The following is a 13,246-nucleotide window of genomic DNA, read 5'->3' on the forward strand; positions in this document are numbered from 1 at the left end:
GCGCTTTTAGACGCGAGCCTCGAGAACTGCGACAACACCCTGGCCGCCCGCAGCACAAACGGAGATCAGGCCGCGAGTGGTCTTGCCGGTCTCGTCTGCCTTCTGGCGCAGCATCTTGGCGAGGGCTGCCACAATGCGGCCGCCGGTAGCGGCGAATGGGTGGCCGGCTGCCAGGGAAGAGCCCTTGACGTTGAGCTTCTCGCGCGGAATGGAGCCCAGCGGGCCTTCCAGTCCGAGCTTGGTGCGGCAGAACTCCTCGTCCTCCCATGCCTTCATGGTGGACAGGACGGTGCCGGCGAAGGCCTCGTGGATCTCGAAGAAGTCGAAGTCGTCGAAGGTCCAGCCGTTGCGGGCCAGCAGGCGCGGGGTGGCGTAAGCCGGAGCCATCAGCAGGCCCTCGTCGCCGTGGACGAAGTCGACTGCGGCTGCCTCGGAATCGACGACGTCGGCAAGCACCGGCAGACCGCGCTCAGCGGCCCACTCCGGGGTGGAGACGAGGACGGCGGAGGCGCCGTCGGTAAGCGGAGTGGAGTTACCAGCGGTCATGGTCGGCTCTGCTTCCAGACCGCGGCCGAAGACTGGCTTGAGCTTGGCCAGCTTCTCCGGGGTGGAGTCCGGGCGCATGTTGGTATCGCGGGAAACGCCCTTGTACGGGGTGACGAGGTCAGTGAAAAAGCCCTCGTCGTAAGCGTTTGCCATGTTCTGGTGGGAAGCGGCGGCGAGCTCGTCCTGCTCAGCACGGGTAACGCCCCACTTGGCGGTGGTGATGGCCTGGTGCTCACCCATGGACAGGCCAGTGCGCGGCTCGCCGGTCGACGGAGTGTCTGGAGCCAGGTCGGACGGACGAGCCTTCAGGAAGACCTTTGCCATGTCCAGAGTGGACTTCTGGCGGCTGGCCTCCAGCAGGATCTTGCGCAGACGGTCGTTGACAGCAATCGGAGCGTCGGAGGTGGTGTCCACGCCGCCGGCGATGGCGGAGTCAATCTGGCCCAGCTTGATCATGTTGGAGACAGAGTTGAGGGCTTCCATGCCGGTGGCACATGCCATCTGAATGTCGAAAGCCGGGGTGTCCGGCGCCAGTGCGGAGCCGAGGACACACTCACGGGTGAGGTTAAAGTCACGGGAGTGCTTCAGCACAGCGCCGGCGGAGACTGCGCCGAGGCGCTCGCCGCCGATACCGAAGCGGGCGACGAGACCGTCGATTGCAGCGGTCAGCATGTCCTGGTTCGACTCGTTAGCGTATTCCTTATTAGAACGAGCGAACGGAATGCGGTTACCGCCGACGACGACTGCGCGGCGCAGAGAGTTATTGTTGGCCTGAGCTGCCATGTGATTGTTCCCTTCAAAATCCTTGAAGTGTGACGTGAATTACTAAATTTAGACAATACTGGTATCGGTGTTTTCTGTCACGTTTTTAGAAATATTTTTGCCCAGTCATCTACCGAGCGGGGGAGGTGAGGGGTAAACACCGTCGTCCACCTGTGAAAAATTCGATGGGCAGCACTGCGGAATCTCAAAAGTTTTCCCGCTTGACGACGGTAATTGCGTCAATCCCCACTAGTTGGGGTGGCGGCCGGAGGTATCAATAGAGTGCAAAGGCGTATAGGGGTTTAGACTTTATCGCCATGCGACCTGAACTTTCCTCGTATAACCATCTTTCCGCGGGCAAGGTCCGGGAAATCTACGAGATTGACCCTGAGACTCTGCTGCTTGTGGTCAGTGACCGTATTTCTGCCTTCGACCACATTCTGGAGACCCCGATTCCTGACAAGGGTCGAGTGCTCACCGCGATGAGCGTGTTCTTCTTCGATGAGATTGACTTCCCGAACCACATGGCTGGCCCGGCTGACGATGAGCGCATTCCGGAGGAGTGCCTAGGCCGGGCGCTGGTGTGCAAGAAGCTGGACATGCTGCCATTCGAGTGCGTCGCACGTGGCTACCTGACAGGCTCTGGCCTAGTCGAGTACAAGGAAAACGGCACTGTCTGTGGCATTGAGCTGCCAGAGGGCCTCGTCGAGGGCTCCAAGTTGCCGGAACCGATTTTCACCCCGGCCACCAAGGCTGAGCTGGGCGAGCACGACGAGAATGTCTCTTTCGACGCCGTTGTGGAGTCCCTGGGGCAGAAGCGCGCCGAAGAGCTGCGCGATGCCACCCTGCGTATCTACACCCAGGCTGCTGAACTGGCTGCTGAGCGCGGCATCATCCTGGCCGACACCAAGTTCGAGTTCGGTCTCGACTCCGACGGCAATCTGGTGCTGGCCGACGAGGTTCTCACCCCGGACTCCTCCCGCTACTGGCCAGCCGACTCCTACCAGGAGGGTTCGGTTAACCCGAGCTTTGACAAGCAGTACGTACGAAACTGGCTGACCTGCTCCAAGTCCGGCTGGAAGAAGGACGAGGGCACTCCGCCGCCAGCGCTGCCGGGTAGTGTTGTGGAAGCAACTCGCGAGCGGTACGTCGAGGCCTACGAACGACTGTCGGGCCGCCGCTTCTCGGACTGGATTGGAGAACCTGCGTGAGCGAAGTGACCTTGGACTCGGCATCCGTCGGCAAGCCTGCAAAAAAGGATTTGCCTGCACCCCGTGCACAACGGAAGCCGGTGACTCGGTCCTTCCACGGAAGGGACTTCACCGATAACTTCGAGTGGCTCCGCGATAAGGAAAACTCCGAGGTTATCGAATACCTAGAGGCTGAAAATTCCTATACGGAGGCTTTTACCTCCGATCTTGACGGCACCGCGGACGCGATTTTTAAGGAGATCAAGTCGCGCGTGCAGGAGACCGATATGTCGGTCCCAACTCGCCTTAATGGCTGGTGGTACTACTCGCGCACGCAGGAGGGTAAGTCCTACGGGATGAGCTGTCGCGTGCGTGCGGAGGCCGGTGACGGTCTTGCCGCGTGGACTCCGCCGACCATCGCCGACGATGCCCCGGCACCAGGAGAACAGGTCATCCTGGATGCCAACGAGCTGGCCGAAGGCCATGATTTCTTCGCCCTCGGCGCAGCGAGCGTCTCCGCGGACGGCAATCTGCTGGCCTATTCCACCGACGTCACAGGCGACGAGCGCTACACGCTGCGCGTAAAGGATTTGCGTACGGGCGAACTGCTTGACGACGAAATTGCGGGCATCGCCGCAGGTGCTACCTGGGTCGGCTCCGAGTGGATCTTCTACCAGAAGGTCGACGAAGCCTGGCGGCCGGATTCCGTGTGGCGTCACCGCGTGGGCACCTCCACCGAGGATGACGTCTGTGTCTTCCATGAGCCCGATGAGGCCTACTGGGTCGGAGTCGGTACGGTACGCAGCGAAAAGTACCTGATTATTGAGAGCTCCTCGAAGATTACCTCCGAGGTTTGGTACCTGGACGCCAGTGACCCGACCGGTGAGTTTACCTGCGTGCGCCCGCGCGAGGCCGGTGTTGAATACGACATCGACCACGCCGTCATCAGCGGCCGGGATATGTGGCTGATTACACACAATATGACTGGCTCGAACTTCGCACTGGCCATGGTGCCAGTGGGGTCTTTCGACAGCGTTTCAGAGCTCACTGAGCTGGTTCCTCACCGCGATGACGTCCGCGTTGAGGGCGTCGACTGCTTCGCTGGCCACATCGCGTTTGGCTACCGTCGCGGCGGTATTGGCCGTGTGGCGCTGGCGGTATTGGATCATGACGAGGATGGTGCTGGCTCCGCTGGTGATATCTCTGATACAGGCGATGCTGCTGTTCCAGTGCCAGCGTCCGCTGTGAACTTCGTCGAGCTCGACTTCGACGAAGAGCTCTATTCCGCAGGCACTACCGGCAACGCTGAATGGGACACCCCGGTGTTGCGCTACGCTTACGGCTCCTTCACCACGCCGTCGCAGCTCTGGCAGATTGACATTGCCTCTGGCAAGCGAGTGCTGCTCAAGGAGCAGAAGATTCGCGGGGAGTTTAATCGCGGTGATTACGTCGCCAAGCGTGAATGGGTGAGTGCAGCCGACGGTGCCCAGATTCCGGTATCGATCATCCACCGCGCGGACCTGGACCTGAGCAAGCCGAATCCGACGCTCCTCTACGGCTACGGCTCCTATGAATCGTCGATGGATCCGGGCTTTTCCATCGCGCGGCTCTCGCTGCTGGATCGCGGGATGATCTTTGTCATTGCACACGTCCGCGGTGGTGGCGAGATGGGTCGTGGCTGGTGGGAGAACGGCCGCGCAACCACGAAGAAGAACACGTTCACTGACTTCGTCGCCGTCGCTGACTACCTGCTGGATTCCGGTTGGACCACGCGCGAGCAGCTGGTAGCACTCGGCGGTTCGGCGGGTGGCATGCTGATGGGCGTGGTCGCAAACATTGCTGGCGATAGGTTCGCGGGCATTCAGGCCGTGGTCCCGTTTGTCGACTGCCTGACGTCCATGCTGATGCCAGAGCTGCCGCTGACCGTGGTGGAGTGGGATGAGTGGGGCGATCCCTACCACGACCCGGAGGTCTACGACTACATGGCCTCCTACGCGCCGTACGAGAACATCTCGGCCGATGCGAAATACCCGAAGATTCTCGCGATTACTAGTTTGAACGACACCCGCGTGCTCTACGTGGAGCCGGCAAAGTGGATTGCCAAGCTGCGCGAGGTTGCCGGAGGTCAGCCGGGGCAGTTCCTGCTCAAGACCGAGATGTCCGCTGGTCATGGTGGTGTTTCCGGTCGTTACGAACGTTGGCGTCAGACTGCCTTCGAGTACGCCTGGATTGTCCACACTGCTGGTGCGGTGGAGTAACGGCATGGATATGCGCACGCTGCTGGCAGCGCAGGGTTTTGACACCGATTCGCTTTCCGACGATCAGTTGGCCGTCTACCACACCCTTTTTCGGCGGCGGGATGTGCGCCGCGAATTCGCCGGAGAAGTGGTGGACAGGGAGCGATTGATGCGCGTGTTGGCGGCGGCCCACGCTGCCCCATCGGTGGGGCTGTCCCAACCATGGGACTTTCATATCATTCAGAGCCCGGACCGCCTGCGGCAGTTTGCCGACCACGTAGCCGGACGCCGCGCTGAATTCGCGGCCAAGCTCGAAGGCGAGCGGCGTGAGACCTTCAATCCGATTCAGATTGAAGGAATTGTGGACTCGGGAACGGGCATCGTCGTCACCTATGACCCGACCCGTGGCGGCAAGAACATTCTCGGCCGCGACACCGTCGATGACACCGGCCTCATGTCAGTCGCGCTGGCTATTCAGAATCTGTGGCTGGCTGCTACGGCAGAGGGGCTCGGCGTCGGCTGGGTCAGTTTCTACCATGAGGATTTCCTGGCTGACTTTGTCGGTGTCGAGGCACCCGTGCGCCCGGTGGCCTGGCTGTGCATTGGTCCAGTAACGCACCTGGCCGAGGAGCGTGACTTGGAGAAGTTCGGTTGGCGCAAGGGACTGGCGCTCGATGAGGTTGTGCATTGGGGATAATCCGCGCTGCAGACGCGAATTGATGCCCTGCGATGGCGCTTTTTGAACTCTTACTTGAAAGGCTTCTGAGTATTCTCCAAGCCTTGTCCTCTCCGTTACCAAAAATTTACATACGCCTGTTTTTGTTGAATCCATGGCAGGCAGTGGGGTGCAAGAACAGATTCGGACGACCGACCAGGTCATTCGTCCAGCGGGCAAAGAGCTCGTAACTGTTGACGGTGGTGTGGTCGGTTCGCCGCTTTTGGTGTCGGTGTCGGGTTTGCGCGATGGCACATTGCTCGACGTCGCTCGTTTCGTGGCAGCGATGGAACAGCGCGGTATCACGCCGTCTCTGCTGGTAGCGCCGCATGCGGGTAAGAACTGGTCGTTGCGGGAAGCTCCGGCGGTGCTGGATTGGCTCCGCCGTCGTAGCGATGACGGCATCGAGATTGTTCTCGCGGGGTTCGATCAGTCGGTTCGAGGCCGAGGCGCCGAATTTGCGTCGTTAACCGAACATGAAGCGCGCTTGCGCCTGACTGCCGCAACGCGCCAGATGCGTGCGATGGGTTTTGAGACGGATGTCTTTGCACCGCCGAAGTGGACCATGTCGCCCGAGACCATGAACGTGCTGCCGGAGCTGGGCTTCCGTGTTGCAGCGGACCGAAATGGGGTCCGCGACCTGACCACTGGTGCTGTTGATCCAACTCGCGTGCTGGCTATCGGCGAGGGCTTCGGCGGCGCCGGTTGGTGGCGCCGCGCGGTGCGCTCCTCAGTGCAGCGCTCGCTGGAGAAGGGCCGCGCGGTGCGTATCTCCGTTAACGCTTCGAAACTGCGGGAGCACAAGCTGCGCCAGGATGTTGTCGGCATCATTGACCAGGCGGTCGATGGGGGTGCGCAGCCGGTCAACCACTCTTCGGTGCCGCTGGGCCGCGAGTTCTTTGAAGGCATGGAGCAGGTCGGCTAGTCGTCACCTCTGACGGCTATCGTGGGACTGCCCTAGTGTGGGTTTATGAGCAATCTCTTCGACATCCCAGTGACCACCATCGACGGCAACGAAGCAACGATGAGCGACTGGGCAGGCCACGTTCTGCTTATCGTCAACACCGCCTCGGAGTGCGGTTTCACGGATCAGTACGACAATCTGCAAGGACTTTTCGACGAACTCGCACCCCGAGGCTTCTTCGTCCTCGGTTTCCCCTGCAACCAGTTCGGCGGGCAAGAGCCCGGCAGTGCCGAGGAAATCAAGCAGTTCTGCCAGCGCGAATTCGGCGTTACCTTCCCGCTCTTCCAAAAGACGGAGGTCAACGGCGCTGGCGCTCACCCACTCTACAAGCTGCTGAAGGAAACCCCGGACGCCGCCGGCGAGGCTGGGGACGTGAAGTGGAACTTCGAAAAGTTCGTTATCTCGCCCGAGGGGGAGGTCATCGGCCGTTTCCGCTCCAAGGTCTCGCCTGACGACGACGCTCTGCGCGACCTCATTGAGGAAAATCTGCCTATTTAAACTTGGCTATTTGGTGGCGTCCAGCGGTGCTTGCTCGAAGTAGCCCGTGGCGCCGTAGCCCACGATGCCACCTCGGTTGCGCAGGGTCATGCTAGCTAGACCGACCTTGCCAAGCTCATCGCCACCGATGGTGACCCAGTCACCCTGAACCGCGACAACCATGTTGGCGTGCACCCCAAGGCTTGCGGGGTAGCGGTAGAAAATGATGTCACCCACCTGAGGAGAGAAGTCCTTGTCGGTGACGAAAGCATCATGTGCCTTGTAGGCATCCATGAGTTGTTCGACATCCGTAACCAGCCATGGGTTCTCGGTTGTGGCAGTGCTGTTCTGCGCTGTTCTGTTCTGCGCAGTGTTGTACTGCTCTGCGTTGTTGTTGTCGGTGGCACTATTGGCAGCCGAATCCTCGGGCGTATCAAAGACCGGAACACCCGCGGAAGCGAGCAGGAATGACAAGAATGGCGCAGTCCAGGAACCGGAGCAGTCGACCGTGTTGCCGAATGCGTCAAGGTTTGGATTCAGCTTCGCGGTCTGGTTCGCAGCTGTGGGTGCAGAACCCGGCCTGGTGGCAGCAGCGGCGGCGACGGCATCTGCATCAGCAGTTGGGTCTGCGTCTGAATTCGGGTGCTCGCCGACCTTGGGGATAACGCTGCGGATGTCGTCATCAGTAGCGCCACACGCCAGGCCGAAGTAAACCTCAGGGGAGGGCTGCTCCTCGTACTGATAGCGCGCAACATCCTTCAGAGCCTGCTGATAGTAAGGGCGGTCTGCCTCGGTGCGGGGGAACGTGCCACCACGCCACGCCAGAACATTGATAGGACCGAAGAGCGTGAACCACCCGGCGAAGAGGAATACCGCCGTCAGTACCAGGATGGAAACAGGCGGGATAGCGGCGCGAACACGTTGCAGCATGCTCGGTGAGGATGCGTTCTCCTGGCCGTCGTCAAGCGATGGTGAGGAAGACTCAGACCGTGCTGCGTGAGGCTGCTGTGCGGGCACAGGCGCGGGTGAATCGGTGGTCATATCTTCTCAGGATAGTAGGCGGCGCTGCGCTCGTCCTTGGCGAGTGCGTCTGAGCCGTACGTAATGGCCTAGTCTGCGGCTCCTGCTGCAGAAGAGGGCGTGCAGTTAAACTGTGGTTCATGACTTCACCCGACATGCGTAACGAGGCCGAGCACGACCCTCGTGAGGATCTGCCGAGCTTCCTGCGTGAGCCGGACAAAATAGACAAGCTTCTCTATGCATCGCTGATGCTGGTTGCCGTGTACGGCTTTGCAATCATCCCGTTCCGTGCGGTTTTGCTGCTCAAGTACACGTTCTTGCACACATGGCTGACAGGATCGAATCTGTCGGTGCTGATTCTCGCGTCGGAAAACGAGGACCGGCCGCTCTTCCTCTTCGCTGTTGTAGTGATTGCGGCGCTTTCGACAATCAAGTTCATGCCGTTCTTCTACTGGATGGGCAAGAAGTGGGGCACGGAATTCATAACGATGAGTTTCGGCGGACACCCACCGCGATGGTTTAAGAAGATGGAGAACTTCATCTATGAACGCATCGGGCTGAGTGTGCTGGCATCGTTTGTGCCATTCTCGCCGATTCCGGCCACGATTGTCGTGGCCATCGGTGGTATTGCGAAGGTGCGCGGCTGGGTAGTAGGCGTGTACCTCTTCTTCTGTGCCGCAATGCTCAAGTGCTTCTACCTGTACTTGGGCCTGAAGTTTGGCCCAAGCATCCAGGGCTCCCTGCAGACGATTGACCGGTACGTCACCTACATCACCTTCGCGCTGATTGGCTGGATGTTCCTATCCATCTGGTGGAAAAACAGGAAGCCGGGTAGCCAGGCGGCTTAATCCTGTTCGCGCTCAATCAGCGGCAGTGGGCTGTACTTGTCACGCAACGCCTTCAGTGACAGATCGTGAGCGTGCAGGCGCTTGTCCTCATCCGTCGTCGGCTGGAAGTGCGGTACCGGCTGCGGGTTGAAATCGTCATCAATTGCGACATACGTCATGGTCGAATGCAGTGCCTTGCGCAGGCCGCCGACACCCTTGCGGGGCTCACAGCAGTAGACCTGCACCGACAGGTGCATCGAGGTCGTGCCTGTACGCAGGATGCGTGCGCGCACCTCAACCAGGTCGCCAATGTGGATCGGGCTGTAGAAGCGAATACCACCTGCGTAGACAGAAATGGTCTGGCGCCCTGCCCAGTTGGTGGTAACTGCCGTCGCAGCCTCGTCGATCCACTCCATAGCGGTGCCACCGTGGACGTTTCCGCCCCAGTTAACATCGGTCGGCTTTGCCAGGAAACGAGTGGTCAGCTCGGGTGCAGAAGAGTCCGCGGAGTAGGTCTGCGCGCGCATGCTGGCCTCGATGTCGCGGCGAAGCTCAAAACGGGAAAGAGCGGCCTTCTCAACGCGCTCTTCTTCCTCCGTTTGCGGCACCCACTTCGGCACCGGAGTCGACTTACCGTTTTCATCCATGGCCACGAAGATCACCAGGCAGTCAGCTGCGCGGGTGAACTTGCCCTCGCGCGGATCAGCCGAGAGCACTTCGTTGACGATGTGCATGGAACTGCGGCCGGTATGCGCAATCTTGGAGCGCACCTCAACAATGTGGCCGCTGGGAATCGGGCGAGTGAAGTGAATGTGACCGAAGTACGCAGTCACGCAGTAGCGTCCCGACCAGCCGGTCGCGCAGGCGTAAGCGGCCTTGTCAATCCACTGCAACACACGGCCGCCGTGGACAGAATTGGTTCCGGCCATAATGACATCGGTCGGCGATGCCATAAAACGGAGTACAAGAGATGGTGATGCCGGAGCATGCACCTGTTCAGCTTTTTCAGTTGACTGCGTATCCATATATGAAAGCATAACTCTAGGATGAGGTTATGGTATCCAAAATCTCGCCTTTCGACGTTCGCAGCGCTCTTTCCACCGCCGCACCCTGGGCGGCGCAACGGCTTCTCGGTCGCGAATTGCTATCTGACCAAGAGGCTGCCTCCTTCATCGGGCCGGATGGGGCGCAGGGGTCGTCGTTAAGCCGTGCGAGCCTTGCCAAAGCGGTACGTCTGTCCGTGCGGATGCTCGCCCAAGAGGCTCCGGGGCATAGCGTCGAGGTGCGCGTGCCGCCCTTCGTCGCGGTCCAGTGCATTGAGGGGCCCAGGCACACGCGCGGTACGCCGCCCAATGTCGTGGAGATGTCGCCGGAGATTTGGCTGGGACTCGCGTGCGGAATGATCACGTTAGAGCAGGTGCAGGCGCACATCGATATGTCGGGCACGCGCGCGGCGGAAATTGGGAATCATCTGCCGGTGGCGCGCATTTCTTAAAGCCCGTGGGGGGGGGGATGCTGAATTGGTGCCTAGGCGGGTGGGGCTATTAGTGTGAATGTCGTGGCCGATACCAACATTTCAGGTGCACCAAAGTCCAAACTTTTGCCAAATTCGCCTTACGACGATCTGGGGGAGACATCCCCGCGCGAAGAATGTGGCGTTTTTGGCGTTTGGGCACCTGGCGAAGACGTGTCCAAACTCACCTACTATGGCCTGTTCGCCCTGCAGCATCGCGGACAGGAAGCCGCCGGTATCGCAGTCGGCGACGGCGACCAAATTCTTGTATTCAAGGACCTCGGGCTTGTTTCCCAGGTTTTTGATGAGCAGACGCTCGACGCTCTGAAGGGGCACGTAGCGGTGGGGCACACGCGCTACACCACCGCTGGCGCTCCTGCGTGGGAGAATGCACAGCCGATGTTCCAGATGGCCTCTGACGGCACGGACATCGCGCTGGGGCACAACGGCAACCTGACCAATCACCTCACGCTGTTCCATGAGGCGGTCGACAAGGGCCTGCTGCGTGAAGAGGGCGAGCTGCCCAGTGACTCCGCAATCATGACCACTTTGCTTGCCGACGAAACCGGCAAGATTGACCACCCCGAAGATTACGGCTGCAGCACCAATGTAGAAGCGGCCGCGATGGCACTGCTGCCACGTTTGAAGGGTGCTTTCTGTCTTACTTTCACCGATGGCGAGACGCTGTACGCCGCGCGTGACCCATACGGTGTGCGCCCGCTGTGCCTGGGTCGCCTGTCCGGTGGCTGGGTAGTCGCATCCGAGACTTGCGCGCTGGATATCGTCGGTGCATCGTTCGTCCGCGAGATCGAGCCAGGCGAGATGGTGACCATTGATGCTTCCGGTGTGCGTTCGCAGCGTTTTGCCGAGACCACCCACGCTGGATGCATTTTTGAGTACGTCTACCTGGCCCGCCCGGACTCCAACATCCGTGGTCGCTCCGTCAACGCGGTGCGTCTTGAGCTGGGCCGCCAGTTGGCACGTGAGTTCCCGGCTGACGGTGACCTGGTGATGCCGGTGCCGGAATCCGGTACCCCGGCCGCTGTTGGCTACGCTCAGGAATCGGGCATCCCGTTTGGACAGGGGCTGACCAAAAACGGCTACGTGGGGCGTACCTTCATTCAGCCTTCGCAGACGATTCGTCAGCTGGGCATCCGACTGAAGTTGAACCCGCTGAAGGAAGTTATCGCCGGTAAGCGCTTGGTTGTGGTCGATGACTCCATCGTCCGCGGCAACACCCAGCGCGCACTGATCCGCATGCTGCGTGAGGCCGGTGCAAAGGAAGTGCACGTGCGCATCGCCGCACCGCCGGTGAAATGGCCGTGCTTCTACGGCATTGACTTCGCCTCTCCGGGCGAGCTGCTGGCCAACGGTGTCGATGAGAATGACATCGTCGCCGGTATCGCAACCGCGATTGGTGCCGACAGCCTGGGATTTGTCTCCATCGATGGCATGGTCGCCGCTTCCGAACAGGCAAAGAGCGAAGTGTGCTGTGCCTGCTTCGATGGCAAATACCCGCTGGGGCTGCCGGAGGGCAATCCGAATGCGGCAGCGGTGGAGAGGATGCAGGCAGCCCAGGCTGCCAAAGCCGCAACGAGCAATTAGCCTCGAAACCTCCTTAGAATGAACTACGAGAACTGAACCGAGAACGAAGCGCAAGCGATGCTGTGGATTGCAGCCGTTGCTTTGTTCCCGGTCCGCCAATACTCCCGGATACGGCAGTAACGCCGCCCGGGGGAGAAAGTTTAAAGCGAGAGCCTCTAATGACCGAGAACGTTTCTGGTGCTTCCTACGCTGCAGCCGGCGTCGACATCGAAGCCGGCGACCGCGCCGTTGAACTATTCGCCCCGATTGCCAAGAAGGCCACTCGTCCAGAGGTCCGTGGCGGGCTCGGCGGTTTTGCCGGCCTGTTTGCACTGGGCAACTACGAAAAGCCGCTGCTGGCCGCATCCTCCGATGGTGTGGGGACCAAGTTGGCCGTGGCGCAGGCCGTCGGCAAGCACGACACCATCGGCCTGGACCTGGTCGCCATGGTCGTCGATGACCTGGTCGTGTGCGGCGCCGAGCCGCTGTTCCTGCAGGACTACATCGCAATTGGCAAGGTCGTGCCGGAGCACGTCGCCGAGATCGTTTCCGGCATCGCCGAGGGATGCGTCCAGGCGGGTTGCGCTCTCCTGGGCGGCGAGACTGCAGAGCACCCGGGTGTGATGGAACCAGGCGAGTACGATGTCTCCGCTACCGGCGTCGGTGTCGTGGAAGAGGACAAGCTTCTCGGCCCGGACCGCGTGCGTGAGGGCGATGTCATTATCGCCATGGAGTCCTCTGGACTTCACTCCAATGGCTACTCGCTGGCTCGCTACGTTCTCCTGGAGAAGGCCGGTCTGGAGCTCGACGGTTATGTCGAGGACTTCGGGCGCACCCTCGGTGAGGAGCTGCTGGAGCCAACCAAGATTTATGCGAAGGACTGCCTGGCTCTCATGAACGAGGCCGAGGTCCGCACTTTCTGCCACGTCACCGGTGGTGGATTGGCTGGCAACATGGTTCGCATCATGCCGGAAGGCCTGACCGCCGACATGAGCCGCGCAACTTGGACCCCGGGTCCGATTTTCAAGACCATTGCTGAGCTCGGCAACGTCTCCCGCGAGGAGATGGAGAAGACCTTCAACATGGGTGTTGGCATGGTTGCGATTGTTTCCGCAGAGGACCGCGATCGTGCCCTGGCTCTGCTGACTGCCCGCCACATCAACGCTTGGGAGCTGGGTACTGTCCGCAAGAGCGAGGCTGGCGAGGACGGGGCTGTTTTGCGCGGCAGCCACCCGCGCTTCTAAGCGTCGGCCGGCCGTCGGTTTACTGCGACGGGCGGCCGGGGACTGGGCCGGCTGGTCTGCCGTGGAGGGCGGCCTACTGATGCGACGGGGCGGTCTAGATTCTGGGTTGCACAACGGAGATCCCAGAAAACCACGGGCTGCAAATGTGAAACTGTATGAGTTTATGA

12 protein-coding genes are annotated in these 13,246 nt (G+C 60.6%); 9 read left to right on the forward strand and 3 right to left on the reverse strand.

Annotation, left to right across the window (positions count from 1 at the left end; genetic code table 11):
- Positions 1-6 precede the first annotated feature (6 nt).
- Entirely contained in the window at positions 7-1,329 is a 1,323-nt protein-coding gene (locus tag HMPREF3053_RS05720) for an acetyl-CoA C-acetyltransferase (RefSeq protein WP_016421400.1), read from the reverse strand.
- Between the two features lie 296 nt (positions 1,330-1,625).
- Between HMPREF3053_RS05720 and HMPREF3053_RS05725 the strand changes: the two genes are divergently transcribed.
- The 5 genes from HMPREF3053_RS05725 to HMPREF3053_RS05745 all read left to right on the forward strand — a co-directional run bounded on the left by HMPREF3053_RS05725 (position 1,626) and on the right by HMPREF3053_RS05745 (position 6,912).
- Positions 1,626-2,519 carry a phosphoribosylaminoimidazolesuccinocarboxamide synthase gene (locus HMPREF3053_RS05725; RefSeq protein WP_016421399.1) on the forward strand — a complete coding sequence of 298 codons (894 nt, stop codon included), beginning with the start codon at positions 1,626-1,628 and terminating at the stop codon, positions 2,517-2,519.
- Positions 2,520-2,524: 5 nt separating this feature from the next.
- Complete coding sequence (locus tag HMPREF3053_RS05730) at positions 2,525-4,756, forward strand: S9 family peptidase (RefSeq protein WP_371450401.1); 2,232 nt, start codon at positions 2,525-2,527, stop codon at positions 4,754-4,756.
- A gap of 4 nt (positions 4,757-4,760) precedes the next feature.
- On the forward strand, positions 4,761-5,432 hold the full coding sequence (gene bluB, locus HMPREF3053_RS05735; RefSeq protein ID WP_048732096.1) for a 5,6-dimethylbenzimidazole synthase: 672 nt from the start codon (positions 4,761-4,763) through the stop codon (positions 5,430-5,432).
- 133 nt (positions 5,433-5,565) lie between these two features.
- Complete coding sequence (locus HMPREF3053_RS05740) at positions 5,566-6,375, forward strand: polysaccharide deacetylase family protein (RefSeq protein ID WP_222867505.1); 810 nt, start codon at positions 5,566-5,568, stop codon at positions 6,373-6,375.
- A gap of 45 nt (positions 6,376-6,420) precedes the next feature.
- Entirely contained in the window at positions 6,421-6,912 is a 492-nt protein-coding gene (locus HMPREF3053_RS05745) for a glutathione peroxidase (RefSeq protein ID WP_070767416.1), read from the forward strand.
- Positions 6,913-6,918: 6 nt separating this feature from the next.
- Here HMPREF3053_RS05745 and HMPREF3053_RS05750 read toward each other — a convergent pair whose 3' ends face one another.
- A complete protein-coding gene (locus tag HMPREF3053_RS05750; RefSeq protein ID WP_246819381.1) occupies positions 6,919-7,932 on the reverse strand; it encodes a hypothetical protein in 1,014 nt (337 codons plus the stop codon).
- A gap of 119 nt (positions 7,933-8,051) precedes the next feature.
- On the opposite strand from HMPREF3053_RS05750, the gene HMPREF3053_RS05755 reads away from it, so the two are divergent.
- Positions 8,052-8,759 (forward strand): hypothetical protein, encoded by a 708-nt coding sequence (locus HMPREF3053_RS05755; protein ID WP_049193818.1) that lies wholly within the window; start codon positions 8,052-8,054, stop codon positions 8,757-8,759.
- On the opposite strand, the gene HMPREF3053_RS05760 is transcribed toward HMPREF3053_RS05755, so the two are convergent.
- Positions 8,756-9,763, reverse strand: a complete 1,008-nt coding sequence (locus tag HMPREF3053_RS05760) for an acyl-CoA thioesterase (RefSeq protein ID WP_016421392.1) — start codon at positions 9,761-9,763, stop codon at positions 8,756-8,758. The genes HMPREF3053_RS05755 and HMPREF3053_RS05760 overlap by 4 nt on opposite strands.
- A gap of 29 nt (positions 9,764-9,792) precedes the next feature.
- Between HMPREF3053_RS05760 and HMPREF3053_RS05765 the strand changes: the two genes are divergently transcribed.
- From HMPREF3053_RS05765 to purM, 3 genes are all read left to right on the forward strand, one after another.
- Positions 9,793-10,233 carry a sterol carrier family protein gene (locus tag HMPREF3053_RS05765; protein ID WP_016421391.1) on the forward strand — a complete coding sequence of 147 codons (441 nt, stop codon included), beginning with the start codon at positions 9,793-9,795 and terminating at the stop codon, positions 10,231-10,233.
- 54 nt (positions 10,234-10,287) lie between these two features.
- Positions 10,288-11,856 carry an amidophosphoribosyltransferase gene (gene purF, locus HMPREF3053_RS05770; protein ID WP_070767417.1) on the forward strand — a complete coding sequence of 523 codons (1,569 nt, stop codon included), beginning with the start codon at positions 10,288-10,290 and terminating at the stop codon, positions 11,854-11,856.
- Between the two features lie 158 nt (positions 11,857-12,014).
- Positions 12,015-13,079: a phosphoribosylformylglycinamidine cyclo-ligase gene (gene purM / locus HMPREF3053_RS05775; protein ID WP_016421389.1), complete on the forward strand. Its 1,065-nt coding sequence runs from the start codon at positions 12,015-12,017 to the stop codon at positions 13,077-13,079.
- Positions 13,080-13,246 lie beyond the last annotated feature (167 nt).

Origin of the sequence: Corynebacterium sp. HMSC064E07 (assembly GCF_001815745.1) — a bacterium.
GTDB lineage: Bacteria > Actinomycetota > Actinomycetes > Mycobacteriales > Mycobacteriaceae > Corynebacterium > Corynebacterium jeikeium_D.